The 22,022-nt window shown below is 65.1% G+C and carries 21 protein-coding genes; 11 read left to right on the top strand and 10 right to left on the bottom strand.

All coding sequences use genetic code 11. The features are described from left to right. Positions 1-109: 109 nt before the first annotated feature. A complete protein-coding gene (locus tag D580_RS0109520) occupies positions 110-1,321 on the bottom strand; it encodes an EAL and HDOD domain-containing protein (RefSeq protein ID WP_018954168.1) in 1,212 nt (403 codons plus the stop codon). A gap of 149 nt (positions 1,322-1,470) precedes the next feature. Here D580_RS0109520 and D580_RS0109515 point away from each other — a divergent pair, with 149 nt between their 5' ends. Continuing rightward, positions 1,471-1,668 carry a DUF6967 family protein gene (locus tag D580_RS0109515; RefSeq protein WP_026289867.1) on the top strand — a complete coding sequence of 66 codons (198 nt, stop codon included), beginning with the start codon at positions 1,471-1,473 and terminating at the stop codon, positions 1,666-1,668. A 284-nt stretch (positions 1,669-1,952) separates the two neighbouring features. Here the strand turns inward: D580_RS0109515 and rpmG are convergent, their stop codons facing one another. Then, positions 1,953-2,120, bottom strand: a complete 168-nt coding sequence (gene rpmG, locus D580_RS0109510; protein WP_012636911.1) for a 50S ribosomal protein L33 — start codon at positions 2,118-2,120, stop codon at positions 1,953-1,955. A 12-nt stretch (positions 2,121-2,132) separates the two neighbouring features. Next, entirely contained in the window at positions 2,133-2,369 is a 237-nt protein-coding gene (gene rpmB / locus D580_RS0109505) for a 50S ribosomal protein L28 (RefSeq protein WP_012636912.1), read from the bottom strand. 152 nt (positions 2,370-2,521) lie between these two features. On the opposite strand from rpmB, the gene folB reads away from it, so the two are divergent. Next, positions 2,522-2,878 (top strand): dihydroneopterin aldolase, encoded by a 357-nt coding sequence (gene folB, locus D580_RS0109500; protein ID WP_018954166.1) that lies wholly within the window; start codon positions 2,522-2,524, stop codon positions 2,876-2,878. Positions 2,879-2,882: 4 nt separating this feature from the next. Continuing rightward, positions 2,883-3,371, top strand: a complete 489-nt coding sequence (folK, locus tag D580_RS0109495) for a 2-amino-4-hydroxy-6-hydroxymethyldihydropteridine diphosphokinase (RefSeq protein ID WP_018954165.1) — start codon at positions 2,883-2,885, stop codon at positions 3,369-3,371. A gap of 179 nt (positions 3,372-3,550) precedes the next feature. Here the strand turns inward: folK and D580_RS0109490 are convergent, their stop codons facing one another. Next, a complete protein-coding gene (locus D580_RS0109490; protein WP_018954164.1) occupies positions 3,551-4,309 on the bottom strand; it encodes a pteridine reductase in 759 nt (252 codons plus the stop codon). A 69-nt stretch (positions 4,310-4,378) separates the two neighbouring features. Between D580_RS0109490 and D580_RS0109485 the strand changes: the two genes are divergently transcribed. Together D580_RS0109485 and D580_RS0109480 are read left to right on the top strand one after the other, a co-directional pair. Next, complete coding sequence (locus tag D580_RS0109485; RefSeq protein ID WP_018954163.1) at positions 4,379-5,560, top strand: class I SAM-dependent methyltransferase; 1,182 nt, start codon at positions 4,379-4,381, stop codon at positions 5,558-5,560. Positions 5,561-5,817: 257 nt separating this feature from the next. Continuing rightward, positions 5,818-6,618 carry an undecaprenyl-diphosphate phosphatase gene (locus D580_RS0109480; protein WP_018954162.1) on the top strand — a complete coding sequence of 267 codons (801 nt, stop codon included), beginning with the start codon at positions 5,818-5,820 and terminating at the stop codon, positions 6,616-6,618. Positions 6,619-6,859: 241 nt separating this feature from the next. Here D580_RS0109480 and D580_RS0109475 read toward each other — a convergent pair whose 3' ends face one another. After that, complete coding sequence (locus D580_RS0109475; protein ID WP_018954161.1) at positions 6,860-8,101, bottom strand: multifunctional CCA addition/repair protein; 1,242 nt, start codon at positions 8,099-8,101, stop codon at positions 6,860-6,862. Positions 8,102-8,362: 261 nt separating this feature from the next. Beyond that, positions 8,363-9,307 carry a complex I NDUFA9 subunit family protein gene (locus tag D580_RS0109470; RefSeq protein ID WP_018954160.1) on the bottom strand — a complete coding sequence of 315 codons (945 nt, stop codon included), beginning with the start codon at positions 9,305-9,307 and terminating at the stop codon, positions 8,363-8,365. 156 nt (positions 9,308-9,463) lie between these two features. On the opposite strand from D580_RS0109470, the gene D580_RS0109465 reads away from it, so the two are divergent. From D580_RS0109465 to D580_RS0109455, 3 genes are all read left to right on the top strand, one after another. Next, the gene (locus D580_RS0109465; protein WP_018954159.1) at positions 9,464-10,822 is read left to right on the top strand and encodes an NAD-dependent succinate-semialdehyde dehydrogenase; all 1,359 of its coding nucleotides are present in this window, start codon (positions 9,464-9,466) and stop codon (positions 10,820-10,822) included. 52 nt (positions 10,823-10,874) lie between these two features. Continuing rightward, positions 10,875-11,480, top strand: coding sequence for a DedA family protein (locus D580_RS0109460; RefSeq protein ID WP_018954158.1), 606 nt, complete (start codon positions 10,875-10,877; stop codon positions 11,478-11,480). A 102-nt stretch (positions 11,481-11,582) separates the two neighbouring features. Continuing rightward, positions 11,583-12,869 (top strand): BamA/TamA family outer membrane protein, encoded by a 1,287-nt coding sequence (locus D580_RS0109455; protein ID WP_155999806.1) that lies wholly within the window; start codon positions 11,583-11,585, stop codon positions 12,867-12,869. An 82-nt stretch (positions 12,870-12,951) separates the two neighbouring features. Here D580_RS0109455 and moaA read toward each other — a convergent pair whose 3' ends face one another. Further along, positions 12,952-13,935, bottom strand: coding sequence for a GTP 3',8-cyclase MoaA (gene moaA, locus D580_RS0109450; RefSeq protein WP_018954156.1), 984 nt, complete (start codon positions 13,933-13,935; stop codon positions 12,952-12,954). A 265-nt stretch (positions 13,936-14,200) separates the two neighbouring features. Between moaA and D580_RS0109445 the strand changes: the two genes are divergently transcribed. After that, entirely contained in the window at positions 14,201-15,367 is a 1,167-nt protein-coding gene (locus D580_RS0109445) for a hypothetical protein (protein WP_018954155.1), read from the top strand. A gap of 410 nt (positions 15,368-15,777) precedes the next feature. Here the strand turns inward: D580_RS0109445 and D580_RS0109440 are convergent, their stop codons facing one another. From D580_RS0109440 to D580_RS0109430, 3 genes are read right to left on the bottom strand one after another with little or no spacing between them, the layout of a single operon-like run. Then, positions 15,778-16,761 (bottom strand): dimethyl sulfoxide reductase anchor subunit family protein, encoded by a 984-nt coding sequence (locus D580_RS0109440; protein WP_018954154.1) that lies wholly within the window; start codon positions 16,759-16,761, stop codon positions 15,778-15,780. A gap of 23 nt (positions 16,762-16,784) precedes the next feature. Then, positions 16,785-17,516: a 4Fe-4S dicluster domain-containing protein gene (locus D580_RS0109435; protein ID WP_026289865.1), complete on the bottom strand. Its 732-nt coding sequence runs from the start codon at positions 17,514-17,516 to the stop codon at positions 16,785-16,787. Beyond that, entirely contained in the window at positions 17,513-20,422 is a 2,910-nt protein-coding gene (locus D580_RS0109430) for a molybdopterin oxidoreductase family protein (RefSeq protein ID WP_018954152.1), read from the bottom strand. Before D580_RS0109430 ends, D580_RS0109435 begins: the two co-directional genes overlap by 4 nt. Before the next feature lie 177 nt (positions 20,423-20,599). On the opposite strand from D580_RS0109430, the gene D580_RS0109425 reads away from it, so the two are divergent. Continuing rightward, a complete protein-coding gene (locus tag D580_RS0109425; protein WP_026289863.1) occupies positions 20,600-21,115 on the top strand; it encodes a metallophosphoesterase family protein in 516 nt (171 codons plus the stop codon). A gap of 64 nt (positions 21,116-21,179) precedes the next feature. Continuing rightward, positions 21,180-21,782, top strand: a complete 603-nt coding sequence (locus D580_RS0109420; RefSeq protein ID WP_018954150.1) for a CBS domain-containing protein — start codon at positions 21,180-21,182, stop codon at positions 21,780-21,782. Positions 21,783-22,022 lie beyond the last annotated feature (240 nt).

Here is a 22,022-nt window from a genome sequence, read left to right as displayed (position 1 = left end):
CGTAGGTCGGCCTTCAGGCCGACAACGTGGCCAATCGGGGCAGGGGTCGTCGGCCTGAAGGCCGACCTACACACGCCTGTCGCCTCACACCTAACCCCTCACCCGAGATTCAGATCCCCATCTGCTCCTTCAACTCATTGGCCCAGGCCACCGCCTCCAGGTAGAGGCGTCCGGTCTGCACCGGGTCCAGGTCGCGGAAGCGTCGGGCGCTGTCCGGGCTTTCCTGCTCGAAGGCGAGGGTGCAGGCGAGCGCCTCGCCCATCACCCCTTCCTGGCGCAGCAGGGCGGCATTGATCTCCTCGCTCATGGGCAGTTCGCCCAGGATCTCGGCCATGGGGGCCCGCAGCACCTGCTCCAGGGTTGAGAACAGGCCCACGGTGAAGAAGCTGTCCTCCTGTGACGGGAAGCGCCCCTCCTCGGCCAGCAGCTGGCACATGCGCGCGCGGACCAGGGCGTTGATGAGCACGTCCGTGGGCTGGTCCTTGAGGCTGCGCAGGGCCAGCAGGGTGACCCAGTGACGAATGGCGTCCCGACCCAGGTAGACCACGGCCCGGTGGATGGACTCGATGGGCTTGCTCAGGCCGTAATAGGCGGAGTTGATGAAGCGCAGCAGGTGGTAGGAGAGCGAGACGTCGTTGGCAATGGTCTGCTCCAGATCCCGCAGGTCCATGTCCGGCTGGTGCAGCTTGTTGATGAGCTGGATCACGATCAGCCGGTTGGTGGTCACCCGCCGCCCGCGCACCACGTTGGGGCGGCACAGATAGTAGCCCTGGAAGTATTCAAAGCCCAGATCCCGGCACAGGGTGTACTGTTCCCGGTCTTCCACCTTCTCCGCCAGCAGCTGCACCTTGTGGCTGCGCAACTGGCGCACCTGGTCTTCCAGTTCGCCGTTGTGCAGCTGCCCCAGGTCCACCTTGACGATGTCCGCCATGGACAGCAGGGGCTGGGGGCCTTCCCGGTAGACGAAATCATCCAGGGCGATGCGATAGCCCTTGTGGTTGAGCAGGCGCAGGGCGGCGAGCAGATCGTCGTCGATCTCCACGTCCTCCAGCACCTCCAGCACCACCCGCTCGGGCGGGAAGGCGAGGATGCCCTCGCTCATGAGCAGGTTGCGGGTGAGGTTGATGAAGACGATCTTGTCACCGGCGATGCGATCCAGGCCCAGGTCCATGAAGGTGCCGTGGATCACCTCGCTGCTCGCCGCGTCGCCATCCACGAAGGCGGCGCGATTTTCGCTGCTGGATCGAAACAGCAGCTCGTAGGCACGCACGCGCATCTCGCGGTCGTAGATGGGTTGTCTGCCGACGAAGACCTCCGGCATGTTCAATGAATCCTTTGACGGTGGATCTGGCCGATCCCTGATTCCTGTATCGGCAGTATGGTCACAAGATTAACAGTTGTGTTTGTGCAAATGTATGATTGCTGCCGCCCGCCGGGGCGGGCGAAGCCATTTTCGTGACGGGAGGTTTCATGGAGCAGTTCGAGGCGCCCTTCGGTGAGCAGATCGAGCTCAGGCAGATCATCCACGACAGCGGCGTGCCCCTGCTGCGGGTGATCATCCGCGACGGCGGCAAGTACACCAAGCTGGAACTGGACCCGGCCACCGCCCACCAGTGGGGCCGGGCCATGGTCCGCTGGGCGGAGCTGGCAGCGCAGAAGGGGGAGTGAAAGGCTCTGATTTCTCTCGCCAAGACGCAAAGAAAGAAAATTCATTCATTGGGCTTCCCCCCGTGGCTCCGTGCCCCCGTGAGAGCAAATTGGTTTTCATTCGGGCTGCGCCAAAACCCTGTCCTCTCACGGGGGCACGGAGCCACGGGGAAATCATGGCGAGTGAATTGATTTTCTTCGCGCCTTCGCGTCTTGGCGAGAGACCGGGGTTTTTACGGGAGACATCCGAGCGCATAAAAAAAGCCCGGCAGTGCCGGGCTTTTTCACAAGGGCCATGAGATCAATTACTTGATCTTGGCTTCCTTGTACATCACGTGCTTGCGGACGACGGGATCGTACTTCTTGATCTCCATCTTGTCCGGCATGTTCCGCTTGTTCTTGGTGGTGGTGTAGAAGTGGCCTGTCCCGGCACTGGACACCAGCTTGATCTTGTCACGTACGCCCTTAGCCATGATTTAAGCTCCTCAGACCTTTTCGCCACGGGCGCGCAGGTCGGCGAGGACCGCGTCGATGCCCTTCTTGTCGATGATACGCAGGCCCTTGCTGCTGATGCGCAGCCGCACCCAGCGGTTTTCGCTCTCCACCCAGAAACGGTGGCTGTGCAGGTTGGGCAGGAAACGCCGACGCGTCTTGTTGTGCGCGTGGGAGACGTTGTTACCGGTGACAGGGCGTTTACCCGTGATCTGACACACTCGGGCCATGGTACTTGCTCCAAACGAAATCGGGCCTGAATTCAGGAAAGCGGCGAAGGATAGCAGGCGCAAGGCGCCAGAGGCAAGGCCCTAGAGACAAGAGACAGGCTTTTCGAGTTTTTTCTTGTCTCTTGCCACTTGAATCTTGTATCTGTCATTTTATGGACATCGTATACATCCGCGATTTGCGAATTGAAACCACCATCGGCATCTTCGCTTGGGAGCAGCAGATCCGCCAGCAGGTGCGGCTGGACCTGGAGATGGGCACCGACATCCGCAAGGGGGCGAAGAGCGACGACATCACCGACGTGCTGGACTACAAGGCCGTGGCCAAGCGGGTGATCGACCTGGTGGAAAACAACGAACTGACCCTGGTGGAGGCCCTGGCGGAGCGCATCGCCAGCACCGTCATGGAGGAGTTCGGTGTGCCCTGGCTGCGCCTCACCCTGGGCAAGCCGGGCGCGGTGCGCGGCAGCCGCGAGGTGGGCGTCACCATCGAACGGGGCGAGCGGGCCTGATCCCGTGGCCCGTGCCTATATCAGCGTCGGCAGCAACGTGGACCGGGAGGTCCATGTCAGGGCCGCGATCCAGGCCCTGGCTGAATGCTACGGCGCGCTGACCGTCTCGCCCGTCTACGAGACCGGCGCGGTGGGTTTCGACGGCGAGCCCTTCCTCAACCTGGTGGTGGGCTTTGAGACCGATACCGGCCCCGAGACCCTGGTGCGGGACCTGAAGGCCCTCGAGCGGGCCCAGGGGCGCACCGCCGAGAGCAACGGCTTCAAGCCCCGCACCCTGGACCTGGATCTGCTGCTCTACGACGACCTGGTGCTTCAGACCGAGGCCTTCGAGCTGCCAAGGGACGAGATCCTGCACCATGCCTTCGTGCTCGCCCCCCTGGCCGACATCGCCCCCGACCTGCGCCATCCGGTGGTGGGCCGAACCCTCGCGGAACTGTGGGCGGCGTTTGACCTGGACGGGCAGTGGCTGCGGGCGGTGGATCTGGGATTTTAAGGATTCGCCGCAGAGGCGCCGAGGCGCGGAGATTCAAAATCAATGGACAGGATTCACAGGATAAAAAGCGGATTTACAGGAAAAGATCTTTTTACCTGTAAATCCTGAAAAATCCTGTCAATCCTGTCCATTCAAGCAGTTTCTCTGCGCCTCGGCGTCTCTGCGGCAAGGCCGGTCGATCACTGACCCACCGTGCGGCCGCCGTCCACCGGGATTACCTGCCCGGTGATGTAGTCCGCGTCGCGGATCAGGAACAGGGCGGTGCGGGCGATGTCCGCGGGCGAGCCCTCACGCTTGAGGGCGGTGCGCTGGATCATGTCCTCGTGGGGGGCGCTGTTCTCGGCGGCCTCGGGCCAGAGGATGGCGCCGGGGGCGATGCCGTTGACCCGCACCCTGGGGCCCAGCTCCCGGGCCAGGGACTGGGTCACCATCCACAGGCCCGCCTTGGCGGCACAGTAGACCGGGTAGCCCTTGAGCGGGCGCAGGGCGTGGATGTCCACGATGTTGACGATGCAGCCGCCCCGGGCGGTCAGCTCCGGGGCCAGGGCCTGGGACAGGAACAGGGGGGCCTTGAGGTTGCTGCCCATCAGGTCGTCCCAGTGCTGCTCGGTCATCTGGCCCACGGGGGTGGGGTAGAAGGTGCTGGCGTTGTTGACCAGCACATCCACGCTGCCGAACACGGCCTTTGCGTCCTCGGCCAGGCGGGGCAGGTCGGCGGTCTTGAGCAGGTCGCCCTGCACCAGGCCGGCTGAACCCGGACGCAGCGCGTTCAGGGAATCGGCCAGGGCCTGCGCCTCGTCCCGGGAACTGCGGTAATGGATGATCAGATCCATGCCGGCGCCGTGCAGTTGCCGGGCGATCTCGGCGCCCACCCGCCGGGCCGCCCCGGTGATGAGCACGCGCTTGTTCTCCTGCCGCTTGCCGTTAGACTGGACCACCTTCGCCTCCGCTGATGCCGGTTTCTGACAGTGGAATGGACTTTATCACAGCGTTTCGGTTCGCCCGCCATGCCCGATCTAAGCCACCTGCCCGAACCCGACGAGGCCGCCCGCCAGGCCAGCGAGGCGCTGACGGCGCGGTTGCGCGACGAGATCGAGGTCGCCGGCGGTTTCCTGCCCTTTCGCCGCTACATGGAGCTGGCCCTGTACGCGCCGGGGCTCGGCTACTACACGGCCGGCAGCCACAAGCTGGGCGTGGGCGGTGATTTCACCACCGCGCCGGAGACCTCGCCCCTGTTCGCCCGCTGCCTGGCCCGGCAGGTGGCCCAGGTGCTGGAGGAACTGGGCGGTGGCCAGGTGCTGGAGTTCGGCGCCGGCACCGGCGCCCTGGCGGTGGAGATGCTGCGGGCCCTGGCGGCCCTGGATCGTCTGCCGGAGCAATACCTGATCCTGGAACTGAGCCCGGACCTGCGCGAACGCCAGCAGGCCGCCGTAGCCGAACTGCCCGAAGACCTCGCGGCCCAGGTGCGCTGGCTGGATGCATTGCCGCCGAGCGGCTTCAGGGGTGTGATGCTGGGCAACGAGGTGCTGGACGCCATGCCCGTGGAGGTGTTCACCTGGACCGGCGAGACCGTGCTGCAACGGGGCGTTGCCTGGGAGGGCGGGCGCCTGGCCTGGGCGGAGCGCCCCGCAGAACCCGGGCTGAGCGCCGCCTTACAGCGTCTGCAGGCCGAGACCGGCAGCGCCTGGCCGGCGGGTTACACCTCGGAATACAGCCCGGGTCTCGCGCCCTGGGTAGCCTCGCTTGCCGAGACCTTGGCCGCGGGGCTGATCCTGCTCATCGATTACGGTTATCCCCGTGCCGAGTACTACAGCCCCGAGCGCAGCCGGGGCACCCTGATGGGTTACTACCGCCACCGGGCCCTGGACGACCCTTTCTTCCTGCCGGGGCTGACGGACCTCACCGCCCACGTGGATTTCACCGCCGTGGCCGAGGCGGGCGTGGGCGCCGGCCTGGACGTACTGGGCTACACCACCCAGGCCTGGTTCCTGATCGGCGCGGGACTGGACCAGGTGTTCCAGGAATCCGCCAGTGACGATCCCCGGGAACAACTGGCGCTTGCCGGCCAGGTGCGTCAGCTCACCCTGCCCGGGGAGATGGGCGAGCGCTTCCAGGTGATCGGCCTGGGGCGGGGGATCGAGGGGCCGTTGGTGGGCTTCGCGGGGCGGGATCTGCGCGGTAGGCTCTGATATGTAAAAGATTTCAACGCAAAGACGCGAAGACGCAAAGGGCGCAAAAAAGCGCTCATTAGATAAACACCGAAAGCCTGAAACAGTCGGCAGGGGCCGCATTGTCTCAGTCTTCTTCATCAGAAGAAACTTTGCGTCCTTTGCGTCTTCGCGTCTTTGCGTTGGATATTTCTTTCCGCCCCGGGTGCTTGCGTCACCGAATCAATCCGGTAACACTGCGCCTCGACTGATTAATCCACACGACACGGAGTCCCGCCTTGGATCTCTTCCAGACCCTGGTGTTGGCCCTGGTTCAGGGCCTGACCGAATTCCTGCCCATCTCCAGCGCTGCGCACCTGATCCTGGTGCCTGAACTCACCGACTGGGAGGATCAGGGCCTGACCTTTGACGTGGCCACCCACGTGGGTTCCCTGGCGGCGGTGGTGATCTATTTCCGCCATGAACTGCGCCGCATGACGGCGGAGTGGGTGGGTTCCCTGGTAGGCCGGGGACTGACCCCGGACGCCAAGCTCGCCTGGGCGGTGGGTTTCGGCACCATTCCAGCGGGCCTGGCGGGCCTGTTGTTCCACGACATCATCTCCACCCACCTGCGCTCGGCCCAGGTGATCGCCATGGCCACCATCGGCTTCGCGGTGCTGCTGCTGTTCGCCGATGTTTCCGGCAAGCGTACCCGGGACGAGCACAGCATCACCTGGAAGGACGTGCTGGTGATCGGCGTGGCCCAGGCCCTGGCCCTGATCCCGGGCACCTCCCGTTCCGGCATCACCATCACCGCCGCCCTGCTCATGGGTTTCACCCGCCAGGCGGCGGCGCGCTATTCCTTCCTGCTGTCCATCCCCATCATCGCTCTGGCAGGCGGATTCGAGACGCTGTCTCTGGTGAGGGAGCCGGAGGAGAATGTCCAGTGGGGTCTGATGGTGCTGGGCGCCCTGGTGGCGGGGGTGAGCGCCTATCTCTGCATCCACTACTTCCTCAAGCTGCTGGCGAAGATGACCATGCTGCCCTTCGTCATCTACCGGCTGGTGCTGGGGGCCTTCCTGCTGTTCCTGTTCTGGTGAGTCCCTGCGGAATCGACAAAATCGGGGTCTCTCGCCAAGACGCAAAGCCGCGAAGAAATCATTTTGAACAGGTTTCCCCGTGGCCCCGTGTCTCCGTGAGAGGACGTGGTTTTAGTTGGGCTGTGACAAAACCGATGTCCTCTCACGGAGACACGGGGTCACAGAGGAAAACCTTAATCAATCGTATTGGCTTTCTTCGCGGCTTTGCGTCTTGGCGAGAGACAGGTGTTTTACAGCCTGTTCATGCGCCGGCGTCTCCGGGCCACTCGGCCTTCAACTGCTTGAGCGCCTGTACCCGGCGGGCGTGCAGGGCCTCGCCGATGGCCTTGCCGGTGAGGCCTTCGTTCACCAGGTCCTTCGCGGTGATGGCCAGGCAACGGGCGTGGGCGGCGCGCAGGTAGTCGGCCTGGGGGTAGGGGCGTTCCTCGAAGCCGGTGCGGCCCCGGTAGTCCGCCTCGCAGGCGAGCAGGAAGGGCTCGAAGCGTTCCGGGCGACGGAAGGCGTCCAGGCCCTCCAGCGCCTTGAGCACGGTGTCGGGGCGCAGTTCCAGGGCCCGGTGGCTGTAACCGTGCCAGCGGGCCACCATCACGGCGAGATCCCGGTAGGCGTTGGGGATGCGGTAGCGGTCGCACAGGCCGTGCACCAGGTCCACGCTGCGTTGCTCGTGGCCGTGGTGGCTGGGCAGGATGTCGGCGGGCGTGGTGCCCTTGCCCAGATCGTGGGTCAGGGCCGCGAAGCGGATCGTGGCATCGGCGCTCAGGCGCGCGGCCTGGGTGAGCACCATGAGGGTGTGCACCCCGGTGTCGATCTCGGGGTGATACTTGGGCGGCTGGGGCACGCCGAACAGGCGCTCGATCTCCGGGAACAGCACCGCCAGCGCACCGCAGTCCCGCAGCACCTCGAAGAAGGTGGCCGGCGAGTCCTCGCCCAGGGCCCGCTCCATCTCCTGCCAGACCCGCTCCGGCACCAGGGCGTCCACCTCGCCGGCAGCGACCATGGCGCGCATCAGGTCGCGGGTCTCCTCCGCCACCGAGAAGCCCAGGTCGGCAAAGCGGGCCGCGAAGCGGGCCACCCGCAGGATGCGCACCGGGTCCTCGGCGAAGGCGGGGGAGACGTGACGCAACAGCCGGGCCTTGAGATCCGCCTGGCCGTTGAAGGGGTCGATGAGGCCGCCGGCCTCGTCCCGGGCAATGGCGTTGATGGTGAGATCCCGGCGCAGCAGGTCCTCTTCCAGGGTGACGTCTGGTTCGGCGTGCACCACGAAGCCCCGGTAGCCGGGCGCGGTCTTGCGCTCGGTGCGGGCCAGGGCGTGTTCCTCGTGGGTCTCGGGGTGCAGGAACACCGGGAAGTCCCGGCCCACCTGCCGGTAGCCCAGGTCCAGCATCTGCTGCGCCGTGGCGCCCACCACCACCCAGTCCCGCTCCCGCACCGGCAGGCCCAGGAGTTCGTCACGCACCGCACCGCCGACCAGATAGGTTTTCATGGATGCAGTGTAGGGCGAGGATACGATGGGCTTCAAAACATCTTTATGGACAGGATGAACAGGATTTGCAGAACAAGAATGAAATGAAAAGCTTCGGACAGGATTGACATGATTCACACGATTATTTTTTAGGTCTTTTAATCCTGTAAATCATGTCAATCCTGTCAGCTCCTTTCGCGCCTTGTTGATCTAATCCGATCGGCAATGATCCTGTTCATCCTGTCCCTTGGTTTTGAATCTCGGCGTATCACGCGGCGACCTTCAGACCCGCCCGGCCGTGTTGCGCAGGCGCTGGAGGCGGGACTCCCGGTCGTTGCGGCCCAGGTAGCGGGGCGCGACGGATTCCAGGCTGGTGGGGCAGGTGCCACCGCCGGGGCAGACGTTGTCCCGCTGCAGGGAGCGGTAGTTGTCCAGGGAGAAGGGCTTGCCGGGGACGTATTCGAACACCGTGGCCTGGAGCCTGGAGGCCCAGTCGGGCAGGCCGATGATGGCGCGGCGCAGGCCCAGGGTGCGGGCGGTGTACTGCACCAGTTCCTTGAGGGTATAGACCTTCGGGCCGCACAGGTCGTAGCGCTGGCCGAAGGTCCCGGCGTCTTCCAGGCTGTCCACGAAACGCGTGACCACGTCGCCCACGTACACCGGCGCGAAGCGCGCCCCGGGGCAGGCGAGCGGCAGGACCGGCGTGATGCGCAGCAGGCCGGCGAAGCGGTTGAGGAAGCTGTCGCCGGGTCCGAAGATCACCGAGGGGCGGAAGATGGTCACCTTGGTGTCGCCGCTCTGGGTGCGCACCAGGCTCTCCGCCTCGCCCTTGGTGCGCTGGTAGAGGCTGGTGCCGGTACCGGCATCGGCGCCCAGGGCGCTCATGTGCAGCAGGCGTTTCACGCCCGTGGCGCGGCAGGTCTCGGCCACGTGCCGGGACAGGTCCACGTGGGCGCGGCGGAAGCCGCTGCCGTCATGGCCCTTCTCGTTGAGGATGCCGATCAGGTTGATCACCGCGTCGCAGCCGGTGAAGTGGCGCTTCAGCGTGGCCGGGTTGTTGACATCGCCCTCGATGAGGCTCACGCCGGGCAGAACCAGCAGGTCGCGGTGACGCTCCCGGCGGCGGGTGATGACCTTCACCCGGCGGCCGCTGGCGATGAGTCGCGCCACCAGGTGGCTGCCCACGAAACCCGTGCCGCCCAGCACGCAAACGGTGTTGATCTTCATGAAGCCGTGCTCCCCAATGCGGATTGCTATTTGAACGGGCGCTTATATTAGCGTACTGGGGCGCCCGTGGAGACCCATCGGGCGAAACCCCTCGCGGCTCGCGTACACTTAAGGGGGTGTGACACAGAATCTTCGATTGAGGAATACCTCGTGGTGATGCAGTCCGTGAATCCGGTCAATGGTGCCGTCCTGGGGCGTTTCGACACCTGGGACAGGCCTCGTGTGGACAAGGCCCTGGACCTGGCGGCCAGTGCCGCGCCCGAATGGGCGCGGACAGCCCTGCCGGACCGGGCAGAACGGCTGCGCCGGGCGGCGCAGATCCTGCGCCAGCGCCGGGATCAGTACGCCGGCATCATCACCCAGGAGATGGGCAAGCTTTCCAGCGAGGCCCGGGCCGAGATCGACAAGTGCGCCGCGGTCTGTGATTTCTACGCCGGGGAAGGGCCGCGCTTCCTGGCCGACGAGATGCTGGAATCCGACGCCAGCCGCTCCCTGATCGCCTGGCAGCCCCTGGGCACAGTGCTGGCGGTGATGCCCTGGAATTTCCCCTTCTGGCAGGTGTTCCGCTTCGCCGCGCCCGCGCTGATGGCCGGCAACACCGCCCTGCTCAAGCACGCCTCCAACGTGCCCCGCTGCGCCCTGGCCATCGAGGAGGTGTTCCGGGAGGCGGGCTTCCCGGAGGGGACGTTCCTGACCCTGATGATCCCGGCCTCCGTAGTGGAGGCGGTGATCCGGGATCGTCGGGTGCACGCAGTGACCCTGACCGGAAGCGAGCCCGCGGGCCGGGCCGTGGCCGCGGCTGCCGGTGCCGTGCTCAAGAAGGCGGTGCTGGAACTGGGCGGTTCCGATCCCTTCGTGGTGCTGGAGGATGCGGACCTGGAACTGACCGTGCAGCAGGCGGTGGCCTCCCGGTTCATGAACGCGGGTCAGAGCTGCATCGCCGCCAAGCGTTTCGTGGTGCTGGAGGGAGTTGCCGAGGCGTTCCTGTCGCGTTTTCGCGAGGCGGTGCGGGCGCTCAGACCCGGCGACCCGGGCCATGAGGCCACCACCCTGGCGCCCCTGGCGCGCACCGATCTGCGTGACGAACTGCACCGCCAGGTACAGCGCTCCATTGCCGCCGGTGCCGTGCCCCTGGAGGGTTGCGAGCCGGTGCCGGGCAAGGGGGCCTGGTACCGGCCCTCCATCCTGGATCGGGTCGGCCCCGGCATGCCCGCCTATGACGAGGAACTGTTCGGGCCGGTGGCCGCAATCCTCCGCGCCCGGGACGAGGAAGATGCCCTGCGCCTCGCCAACGACACCCGTTTCGGCCTGGGTGGCAGCGTCTGGACCCGGGATGTGGCGCGGGGCGAGGCGCTGGCGCGGCGGCTGGCCTGCGGCTGTGCCTTCGTCAACGGACTGGTGAAGAGCGACCCGAGGCTGCCCTTCGGCGGCATCAAGGATTCCGGCTACGGCCGTGAACTCTCCGCCTTGGGCATGCGTGAGTTCCTGAACGCCAAGACGGTCTGGGTCCGCTAGTGGGTCCCCGCTTCGGCAGTGCCGGCGGTGCCGGTCAGGGGTGGTGCGCGCCATGAGCCTGGCGGACATGGCGGGCGAGGCCGTCGAACGCCTGGGCTACCTGGGTCTGGGCGTGGCCATGCTGGCGCTGGCGCCGGAATTCCTCATGCCCTTCGCCGGCTTCCTGGCCAACCAGTCCCAGCTCAATCTGCTCGGGGTGATCATTGCCGGCACCATCGGCGGCACCCTGGGCTCGACGATCCTCTACCTCATTGCCCGGCGGGTGGGTGAGCGGCGGGTGCGCCGCTTCTTCCAGCGCCGGGGTCGATTCCTGTTGTTGAGGGAAACCGATCTGGATTGCGTGCTGGACGTGTATGATCGGCATGGGGAGTTCCTGGTGCTGGCGGGCCGTTTCGTGCCCACGGTGCGCAGTCTGGTCTCACTGCCCGCGGGCCTGCTGCCCATGCCCTTTCCCCGCTTCTTCCTGTTCACCCTGGTGGGAACGGGGCTCTGGTGTGCCGTGCTCGCCGTGGGCGGCTACCTGATGGGCGCCCAGTGGCGCCTGCTGGAATCCTGGCTGGGGTTCTACGGGGCCACGGTGTTCAGCCTGATCCTGCTGGCGACAGGGCTGTTTGCCCTGCAGCGGGTGAAGGAGGCGGTGCTTGGAAGTGAGAAGTGAGAAGTGGGAAGTGGGAAGTGGGAAGTGGGAAGTGGGAAGTGGGAAAAATCGGGGTTCCGGATGTGTTGAGGTATTCGATGCCTGTGACGGGGTACCGCTGACTTGAAAGCCGTACTGCGTGGCCTTGCGGCCTTGTTGCTGTTGCTTCCCCTCCTGTTCTGTACACCGACGCTTGCCCTGACGGGCGCGCCGCTCGTGAGCGAGATCCGTTTCGAGGGCAACCGGGTGACCCGGGAGGCGGTGCTGCGCCAGGAACTGCTGATCCGGGAGGGTGAACCCGCCACGCTCGAACTCGTAGAGGCCTCCCGCCAGTCCATCATGAACCTGGGGCTGTTCAAGGACGTGGAGGCTGACGTCGATAACCAGCCCGAGGGCCTGGTGGTGACCTTTCATCTCACCGAGAAGTACTTCTATTTCGCCCTGCCCCGGCTCAATCGCAGCTCCGACGGTGACATTCGCTACGGCGGCGAACTGCGTGCCGACAACCTGTTCGGACTGAATCACCAGGTGCGCCTGGTCTATGAACTGGAGGAGAACGGCGACGGAGGCACTGAACAGGGCTCCAGCCAGTTCCGTTTTGACTACAACGTGCCCCGGGTGCCCTTCACCCGATTCGGTGCAGGCCTGAGCCTGGGTGAAAGGGTCACGGATCAATCCCCCTCGGGTGGCGATCTCCCGGATCTCTATGAGCAGCGCAGCCGCCATGTGGGCCTATCTCTTTCACGCTGGCTGGCTGAGCGAGGCCCCAGCCGTGGCTGGCGCCTGGACCTGGGCACACGCTGGGAGACCCGTGCTTTCAAGGCCCTGGACCCGGGTGCGACCGTGCCCGTGGACGGCGAGGACGTGAGCTGGGGCATCGGCGTGATCTTCACCGACGTGGCGGATCTCGGCGTGCGCCGTGAGGGCATGGCCTATGGCGGCGCGATTTCCTTCGGCAGCACGGAACTCGGTGCGGACCGGGATCACCAGCGCATCGATCTCTTCTACCGGCGCTACCAGACGCTGGGCGGCGATCTGCCGGCGAGCCTGTACTGGCAGGTGCGGGGCGGCTGGGCCGGCGACACCCCCTTCGGTGACGACGCCTACAGCATCGGCAGCGGCTCAAGCCTGCGGGGTTATGCCCGGGATTTCCGCACCGGCGACGTGGCGCTGCTAGCCAATATCGAATATCTGCATCCGCTGTTCGGCTACCCGGCGGTGCGCGGCGTAGTGTTCACCGACATCGGCGGTGTCTGGGACAAGGACGATATCGACCCGGGCGACATCCACGTGGGCGCGGGCGTGGGCCTGCGCATCAACCTGCGCTGGTTCGTGAGAACGGATCTGAGGGTGGATGCCGCGTACGGCAACGAGGGACGGGTGTACGCGGGGACGAGTCACACATTTTAAGTGGCAAGTCTCAAGTGGCTAGTGGCAAGGAAGGTCAAAGGCTTTCTCTTGCCACTAGCCACTTGAGACTTGCCACTGCCCTTCAACCGCCCGTCATCGACATGAAGCGCATGACCTTGCCGGGCTCGTCCTTGAACTCGTGGCGCTCGGGCTTGAGGTCCACGGCGCGCTGGATGGCCTCCAGCAGTTCCGAATCGCTGCAGCCGGCGCGCAGCAGGGGGCGCAGCGCCAGGTTGTGCTCCTGGCCCAGGCAGGTGTAGATGGTGCCGTCCACGGACAGGCGCACCCGGTTGCAGGTCTCGCAGAAGTGCTGGGAGATGGGGGTGATGAAGCCGATCTTGAGATCCGTGCCGGCCACCTGCATGTAGCGGGCGGGGCCGCCACCGGGCATCACGCCGGGCACCAGCTCGAAGCGCTCGGCGAGGCGCGCCTTCACGTCCTGCAGGTTGACGTAGTGATCCGCGCTGGCGTGACGGCCGGTGTCGCCCATGGGCATGGTCTCGATGAAGCGCAGGGTGAAACCGTGCTCCAGGCAGAACTCCACCATGTCCTCGAACTCGCCGTCGTTGACCCCCTTCATGGCGACCATGTTGATCTTGATGGGGGAGAAGCCGGCGGCCTTGGCGGCCATCAGGCCGTCCAGCACCTTCTCCAGCTTGCCGCCGGTGACCTGCTTGAAGACCTCGGGCTTGAGGGAATCGAGGCTTACGTTGATGCGCGCCACGCCGGCATCCTTGAGGGCCTGGGCATGCTTGGCCATGCGGGTGGCGTTGGTGGACAGCGAAATGTCGTTGATGCCGGGCAGGGCGGCCAGGCGCGAGACCAGATCCGGGATGTCCTTGCGCACCAGGGGCTCACCGCCGGTGATACGCACCCGCTGCACGCCCAGCTGACCGAAGGCGCCCATGACCCGGGCAATCTCGTCGAAGCTCAACCAGTGCTCCGGCTCCTCGAAGTCCTTGAAGCCCTTGGGCATGCAGTAGAAGCAGCGCAGGTCGCACTGGTCCGTGACCGAAAGGCGCACGTATTCGATGTGTCTGCCGAAGCGATCTGTCAGTTGTGCCATGTGCCTTGCCCTCCAGCCTGCCCGTGCTTATATGCTTATATGTGCCGATCCCGGCATTCGACCGTCTTACGCGGCCGTCTGGGCGCCAGCTTACGACAACCCCGACCCGGAATTCCATGGTATAAAGACCGTGGTTATTCCCCAGCGGCAGGAAAACCAGCATAGGTATCAGTGGCTTGCGCTGCCTTTCCTGGCAAGACCCAGACCGGAATGCCGCTGGTGTGCCGCGAATCGTTCCAGGTTAGATGCATTCGAGGTCGATTTTATGCCATCGGGCCCCCGCGAGATCGTCACCCCCTTCCGCCCCATCCCCCTGGAAGTCCCCGAGGGCATGAAGCCCAATGAGTTCTTTAACAGCACCGAAAACCTGGCGGATCTCGCCCTCAACAACGGCCTGCTGGTCAACCCCGAGAACCTGTTGCTTTACCGAAAGGCCCTGGGCCACAGCAACACCTTCGACACCTCCATCATCTACAACACCTCCAAGGTCATCCTGGACCCCCTGGCCCGCCCGGTGCGCCGCACCCAGGTGCCGGAGCCGGTGCGTCATGTTTGGAACCGCATGAACGGCATCCTCATCGACTACATGCTGGAGCAGTATCCGGACCCGGCCGAGGCCCTGATTCTGGCCGGTGAGGCGAGCCTGGACGCCACCTGGCCGTTGACCGCACCCGGCGTGCCCAGCATCCGCATGCTGCACAACCATTTCATCGTCTTCCCCATGGCGGAGCTGCGCGATGCCCCCCTGGCCGACCCGAAGAACCCGAACCTCACCGACGGCGGCCAGCACAGCCTGTTCCAGGCCTACATGCGAGACGTCTACCGGGCCTTTTTCACTAGGGCCCTGGACTTGAAGATCCTGAAGCCCGCCGCCGACGAGGATGCCCGCATCGAGCTCACCGGCTATCCTCAGGGTCTGCCCAGCTGGGAGATCCAGGGCGGTGCCGATGCCCTGAAAGAGGTGCGTTTCTGGAAGGAATACGACGCGATCCTGCAGGGTTTCCTGGATTTCTACCGGACCTTCTTCAGCCAGGTCTCCACCCGCGGCGCACCCATGCCCGAGGGGGTGTACTTTCCGGAGGCGGTGGAGGAGGTGCTGCTGTTCAACAACGACTTCCTGCGCACCGCCAAGAAGGTGCGCGACCGCTGCATCACCGACGCCCGCTATGCCCACGCCATCCGTTGGCAGCCGGCCTTCAAGCAGATCATCTACCGCAACGACGACGGCAAGCTGATCGTGACCATCAGCCAGAACTCCATCGGCAATGCCATCACGGAGCTCTTGGGCGTGGTGGTCAAGCGCGTGCCCGACGCCGAGGCCTATGAGCGCTTTGAGCCGAGGCTCATCGAGCATCTGCTGGCGGTGCGCCGACGGTTGATCGAGGCGGATCTGGGGGATGGGGTTGCGACGGCGTATTGGGGGGCGGAGTAGTCTTAATAAAGCTGGCTGGCTTTTGATCCAGCCAAAATCAAAGGCTTCCGATCCCCGTGCAACGGGGATCGGAAGCCTTTGACTCCGACTTTGACTTTGTCATGAGCAACTGACTCAATCCGATTGCAAAGCGGATCGAAAGCCTTTGACTTCGAATTCCGCTTCAATCACCCACCACGACCCATGCTTCCACCCGATCGGCTGGGCAGCAAAACCGAGCGAAGCACGGGTCCGGCGGCCACGGGTCGCCCTATGGGCCGGTGAAGCACGTCAATCCATAGGGCGGGCCGTGCCCGCCACGCCGTCGCCATCAAGCAAGCCGCCGCAAAAGGCGCCCCACATCATCCTGTCATGCAAAAGAAAAGGGCCTTACGGCCCTTTTCTTCACTCCACAGGTTAATCGGTACGCATCACGCCACCGACTGATAGTAGAGATTCTGCGGATGCCGCGCCTGGGCAAAGAAGAACCAGCGCTCCGCCACCAGACCCAGGTACTGGATCACGAAGGCGGTGGCCAGCAGGGTGGAGACGTCGCCGCGACTGAAGATCGCGGTGAGCAGCAGGATCAGGGGGATCGGGAACACGCCGATCAGGAAGATCCACTTCACCGACTTGACGAACATCTCCGACATGCCGTGGAAGAACTCCCGGGTGTTGAAGGAGCCGCCCATGAAGCCCTGGGACTTCTGCACGATGTTGGGGTGCTTGATGCCCGTGGCGGTCTGCAGGGTGGACTTGGGCTTGAGGCGCGCGTTGCGGATCAGGGAGGCGACGCGGCTGAAGAAGGCCAGCACCGTGAGCACCACCGCGCCCACGGACAGGAAGTGCACCAGCTCCACCGCCATGAAGGCGGCCTGGGCGGCGGCCAGGGTAAAGCCGGAGGCGAGCCCGAGCAGCGTGTAGTTGGCCACGGTCAGCGGCGAATGCCACTCCTGCAGGAAGCGCAGGCAGGCGTAGATCATGGCGGTGGTGACATACAGCGCGATGGCGACCAGCGCGCCGATCAGGGCCAGCAACAGGGACAGCGGCACGGCTACGTTGCCGGGCAGGGTGAACAGCACCGGGTTGATGCCGATCAGGTGGATCACGCCGTACAGGAACACGATGCCCATGAGCGCCGGCAGCACGATCACCTCACGGGACAGCCAGGAGGTGCGCCACTGGGCCGCGGCGCGCCAGGCACGCTCCGGGTGGCCCAGGTGGAAGAACGAGGCGAACAGGCCCAGCACCAGGAGTACCAGCGAGATGCCGGCACCCGTGGCGTAGTAGTGGCCGCCGTGTTCCGGCAGGAGCCGCAGGGCGGCGTAGCTCTCGACGAGGGACAGGGCGATGAACAGGCCCTGGCCGGCGCCGATGAGGGTGGTGAGAAAGATGACTGAGAATGCGGGATGCATGATGCGTTCGTCCGTAGTTTCCGTTACCAGCTGGTGACGTCGTCGAGGGAGGGCTCGTCGCGGCCCGGGCGGGGCAGCTTGGAGTCGATCTTGAGCGGGTTGTCGCTGCGCTCGAGTTCTTCCTCGCGGATGGTGATCCGGGTCTTGCGCCGGGGCAGGTAGTGGTTGGCCGGCTTGGTGCCCCACTCGGGCATCAGCTGGTAACCGCCCGCCTCGCGGATCGCCACGGAGACCACGGAATTCGGGTCATGGATGTCGCCGTAGAGCCGCGCGTTGGTGGGGCAGGCCTTGACGCAGGCGGGCAGACGATCCGCTTCCTCGAAGGTCGGGTTGTGGATGCGGTCCACGCACAGGGTGCACTTGGTCATCTCCTTGCGGGATTCGTCGATCTCGCGCACGCCGTAGGGGCAGGCCCAGGAGCAGTACTTGCAGCCGATGCACTTGTCGTAGTCCACCAGCACGATGCCGTCCTCGGGGCGCTTGTAGGAGGCGCCGGTGGGGCACACGGGCACGCAGGGCGGCTCCTCGCAGTGCAGGCAGGACTTGGGAAAGTGCACCGTCTCGGTGTTGGGGAATTCCCCCACCTCGAAGGTCTGCACCCGGTTGAAGAATGTGCCCGTGGGGTCTTCGTCGTAGGGACGCTGGTCCACCAGCGGACCGGCGCCGCCGGAGGTGTTCCACTCCTTGCAGCTGGTCACGCAGGCGTGGCAGCCCACGCACACGTTGAGATCGATCACTAGAGCGAGCTGTGTCATTTCTTGAGTCCCTTGTTCGCAAAGTAAGCCCACACGCGCTGGGCCGTGGACTGGCCGGGGTAGGGTTGCATGGGTTTGAACTGGGGTGCGGTCACCTGGGGCTCGCCCTCGGCGGCCTTGTAGATGCGCACGCGCACGTCGTACCAGCCGGCCTGGCCGGTGAGGGGGTCCGAGTTGGAGGTGGTGCCGTAATCGGTGGGCAGTTCCTCGGTGATTACGTGGTTGAGCAGGAAACCCTTCTGGGACTCGTTGGCCCGAGGGGTCAGGTTCCACGCGCCCGCGGCCTTGCCGATGGCGTTCCAGGTCCACACGGTGCCGGGCTCCACGGCGTTGGAGTGCTTGGCGATGCAGCGCACCTTGCCCCACTGGCTCTCCACCCACACCCAGTCATCGTCCTGGATGCCCTGGGCCAGCGCCGTCTTGGCGTTGACGAACAGCACGTTGTGAGTGTGGATTTGGCGCAGCCAGGCGTTCTGGGAATCCCAGGAGTGGTACATGGCCATGGGCCGCTGGGTGACGGCCGCCAGCGGGTAGGTCTGCTTGTTGGTGACCTGGGCCTCCAGGGGCTCGTAGTAGAACGGCAGCGGATCGAAGAAGGTCTCCACGCGCTCCCTCAAGTGCTCCGGCGGCTTGCGCGACAGGCCCTTGCCCTGGGCGGCGGCGCGGAAGCGCATCAGCACCTCGGAGTAGATGTGGATGAGGATCGGCTCCGCGTAGCGGGTGATGCGGTTGCGCTGCGACCAGTCCAGGTAGCCCTTGTTCCAGTTGCGCATGTACTGGTAACTCTTGGGCAGCACGTAGTGGAACACGCAGTTGTTCTTGGCGTACATCTCCCACTGGTTGGGGTTGGGCTCGCCGCGCATGGACTTCTCGCCGCCCTTGCCGCGCCAGCCCGCCAGGAAGCCGATACCGGAGCCCGGCTCGGTCTCGTAGTTGACGATGAAGTCCGGGTAGTCGCGGTACTTGCGCTTGCCGTCCTTGGTGACGAAGGCGGGCAGGCCGAGGCGGGTGCCCAGCTCGATGAGCACCTCCTGGAAGGGCTTGCACTCGCCCTTGGGCGGCACCACCGGGATGCGCACGGAGTCCACCGGGCCGTCGAACTCGGAGATCGGCCGGTCCAGCATGGACATCACGTCGTGGCGTTCCAGGTACGTGGTGTCCGGCAGGATCAGGTCTGCGAACGCGGTCATCTCCGACTGGAAGGCATCGGCCACCACCAGGAACGGGATCTTGTACTCGCCGTTATCATCCTTGTCGTTGAGCATCTTGCGCACCTCGACCGTGTTCATGGTCGAGTTCCAGGCCATGTTGGCCATGAAGATCATCAGCGTGTCGATGGGGTAGGGGTCGCCGCGCCAGGCATTGGTGATCACGTTGTGCATCAGGCCGTGCACCGAGAGCGGGTACTCCCAGGAGAAGGCCTTGTCGATGCGCACCGGGTTGCCCTTGTCGTCCACGAACAGGTCGTCCGGATCGGCGGGCCAGCCGAGCGGCATGCCGTCCAGTGGCGTGTTGGGCTTGACCGCCTCCGGGCCCTTGGGCGGCCGGGCGCAGGGCGGGATCGGACGCGGGAAGGGGGCCTTGTGGCGGAAGCCGCCCGGGCGGTCGATGGTGCCGAGCAGGGTCATCAGGATGGACAGGGCGCGGATGGTGTGGAAACCGTTGGAATGGGCCGCAAGCCCGCGCATGGCATGGAAGGACACCGGGTTGCCGGTGACGGACTCGTGCTCCACACCCCAGGAATCTGTCCAGGCGATGGGCAGCTCGATCTTCTGGTCACGGGCGGTGACGCCCATCTCGTGGGCCAGGCGGCGGATGGTCTCGGCCGGGATGCCGGTGATGTTGGCGGCCCACTCGGGGGTATAGCCCTCGACCCGCTCCTTCAGGAGCTGGAAGGAGGGTTTGGTGGGGGTGCCGTCGTCCAGCTTGAATTCGCCCAGCAGGTAGGGGTCGGTGCCGGGGGTGTGGGTGACCACGGCCCGGTTGCTGTTACGGTCCCACCACAGCTTGTTCTGGGGCTCGTAGCAGCCTTCCTCCTCCGGCACCTCGGTGCGGTGGAACATGCCGAACTCGTTGCTGGCCTCATCGACGTTGATGAGCTGGCCGGCGTTGGTGTAGCGCACCAGGAATTCCCGGTCATACAGACCCTGGGCGATGATCTCGTTGATGATGGCCAGCAGCAGGGCGCCGTCGGTGCCCGGACGAATGGGCACCCACTCGTCGGCGATGGCGGAGTAGCCGGTGCGCACCGGGTTGATGGAGATGAAGCGACCGCCGTTGCGCTTGAACTTGGACAGCTCCACCTTCATGGGGTTGGAGTGGTGGTCCTCGGCGGTGCCCAGCATGATGAACAGCTTGGAGCGCTCCAGGTCCGGACCGCCGAACTCCCAGAAGGAGCCGCCGATGGTGTAGATCATGCCCGCGGCCATGTTCACGGAGCAGAAACCGCCGTGGGCCGCGTAGTTGGGGGTGCCGAACTGCTTGGCGAACAGGCCGGTCATGGCCTGCATCTGGTCGCGTCCGGTGAACAGGGCGAACTTCTTGGGGTCGGTCTTGCGAAGCTTGCCAAGGCGTTCGGCTAGAGTAGAGAATGCTTCTTCCCACGAGATGGGCTCGAACTGCGCATCGCCGCGCTCGGTGCCTTCCTTGCGCTTGAGGGGCTGGGTCAGTCGGGCGGGCGAGTACTGCTTCATGATGCCCGAGGAACCCTTGGCGCAGATTACCCCTTTGTTGATGGGGTGATCCGGGTTACCGTCGATGTAGCGGAGCTCGCCGTCACGCAGGTGCACACGGATGCCGCAGCGGCACGCGCACATGTAGCAGGTGGTCTTCTTGATCTCCTGCGCGGGGTTCTTGGTCTCGGACAGGGTCGGGTCTGAGGTGGGCCTGGGGGTTTTTGCTTGCATGTCGGTTTTTCCCTTACGGGGATTAGATAATTAGAATGTTCCTTTATCATTCTGACTAGCGCGCCCGGGCATTGGCAAGTTGTAACTTTTTATCGATGTATTAGCGGGCACGGAAAGCCCCGACAATGCGAGCGCGACGGAGTGTCGCCCGGACTGCAAGCTCAGGAATAGTGCGCAATGAAGATATGTATAGTCTCTGACAGCCATGATCGGGGCCCGATGCTGGCCCGGGCCATCGAGGCGGCCATCGCCGAGGGGGCCGCCCTGGTCATCCACTGCGGAGACCTGATCGGCGGGAACACGATCAGGGCGTCCCTGGCCCTGGGGGTGCCCATTCACGCGGTGCACGGGAACAATCTGGGTGACCCGGTGGCCATTGCACGCATCGCCCACAACTCCAAGGGCATGTTCATCTACCACGGACTGGATGCGGACATCACCGTCGCGGGCCGCAGGATCTTTGTGACCCACTACCCCCATTACGGTCATGCCATGGCCTGTACCGGTGACTTCGACCTGGTCTGCTGTGGCCACAGCCACGAACCCGAGATCCGCCAGCAGTCGACGGTGCGCGACAGCCAGACCTGGCTGATCAACCCGGGCACGGTCGCGGGGTTGGGCGCGCCCGAGGCCACGTGGATTTTGGGTGACCTGGAGACCATGAAATTCGAATTGCGCCAAACCCCTGACTGAGTCTCACCACGGCCGGTGAATCCGGCCCGACCTGCACCAACCGTTAATCGAGGATCGTCTCAGAATGACCGCAGAAACCCCCCGCAAGCCCCTGCCCTCCTTCAAGGCGCCCGCTAACCTGGGTTACGTGGAGCCCGGTATCCAGGAGCGCGTCGTCGCGACGTCACCTGCCATTCAGGTGATGACCAGTCTGCGCAACGTCAGTGCGAGCACCATCCGTCCCGGGGCCTCCCTGGTCGAGGCCAATCAGACCATGATCGCCCGCGGCGTGCGCCTGCTGCTGGTCGTGGACCCGGAGGGGCAGGTGATCGGCCTGATCACCGCCCGCGACACCCAGGGCGAGCGGCCGATCCAGATGGTGCATGAGCGTGGCGGCCGATTCGAGGACCTGCAGGTGCGCGATCTCATGATCCCGCGCGAATCCATTGACCTGATCGACATGCGGGACGTGGTGCGCGCGGAAGTGCGCGACATCGTGGCAACGCTCAAGGACCAGGGCCGTCAGCATGCCCTGGTGGCGTCAACGGACCAGGCCACCGGCAAGACCCGCATCTGCGGCATCTTTTCCGCCACGCAGATCGGCCGCCAGCTCGGCCTGTCGGTGCAGACTTTCGAAGTGGCCAAGACCTTCGCCGAAATCCAGGCCGCGCTCGCCAAGGAATATTGAGCGACACGCCCGGGCTTCCCTGGAAGCCCGGGCGTGATATTTGCGGCCTCCCGCCCCGTCCAGGCGGGCTTGGCCCGCCCTATGCCACTCCAGCCAGAGATAGCCTGAGGCAGGCCGAAAGCGTCCTGTCGGTCGCCAGCCAGGTGGGGTCTGCGCACCCATCACTCCAAACGCCGGGTCATCAGATAGCACTCACGACCGCCGTGGTCCGAGAGATCGGTCCGCACGGGCCTGTGTGCG

The sequence above is a fragment of the Thioalkalivibrio sulfidiphilus genome (assembly GCF_000377945.1).
GTDB lineage: Bacteria > Pseudomonadota > Gammaproteobacteria > Ectothiorhodospirales > Ectothiorhodospiraceae > Thioalkalivibrio_A > Thioalkalivibrio_A sulfidiphilus_A.
This window is presented reverse-complemented; position numbering and strand designations above follow the sequence as displayed.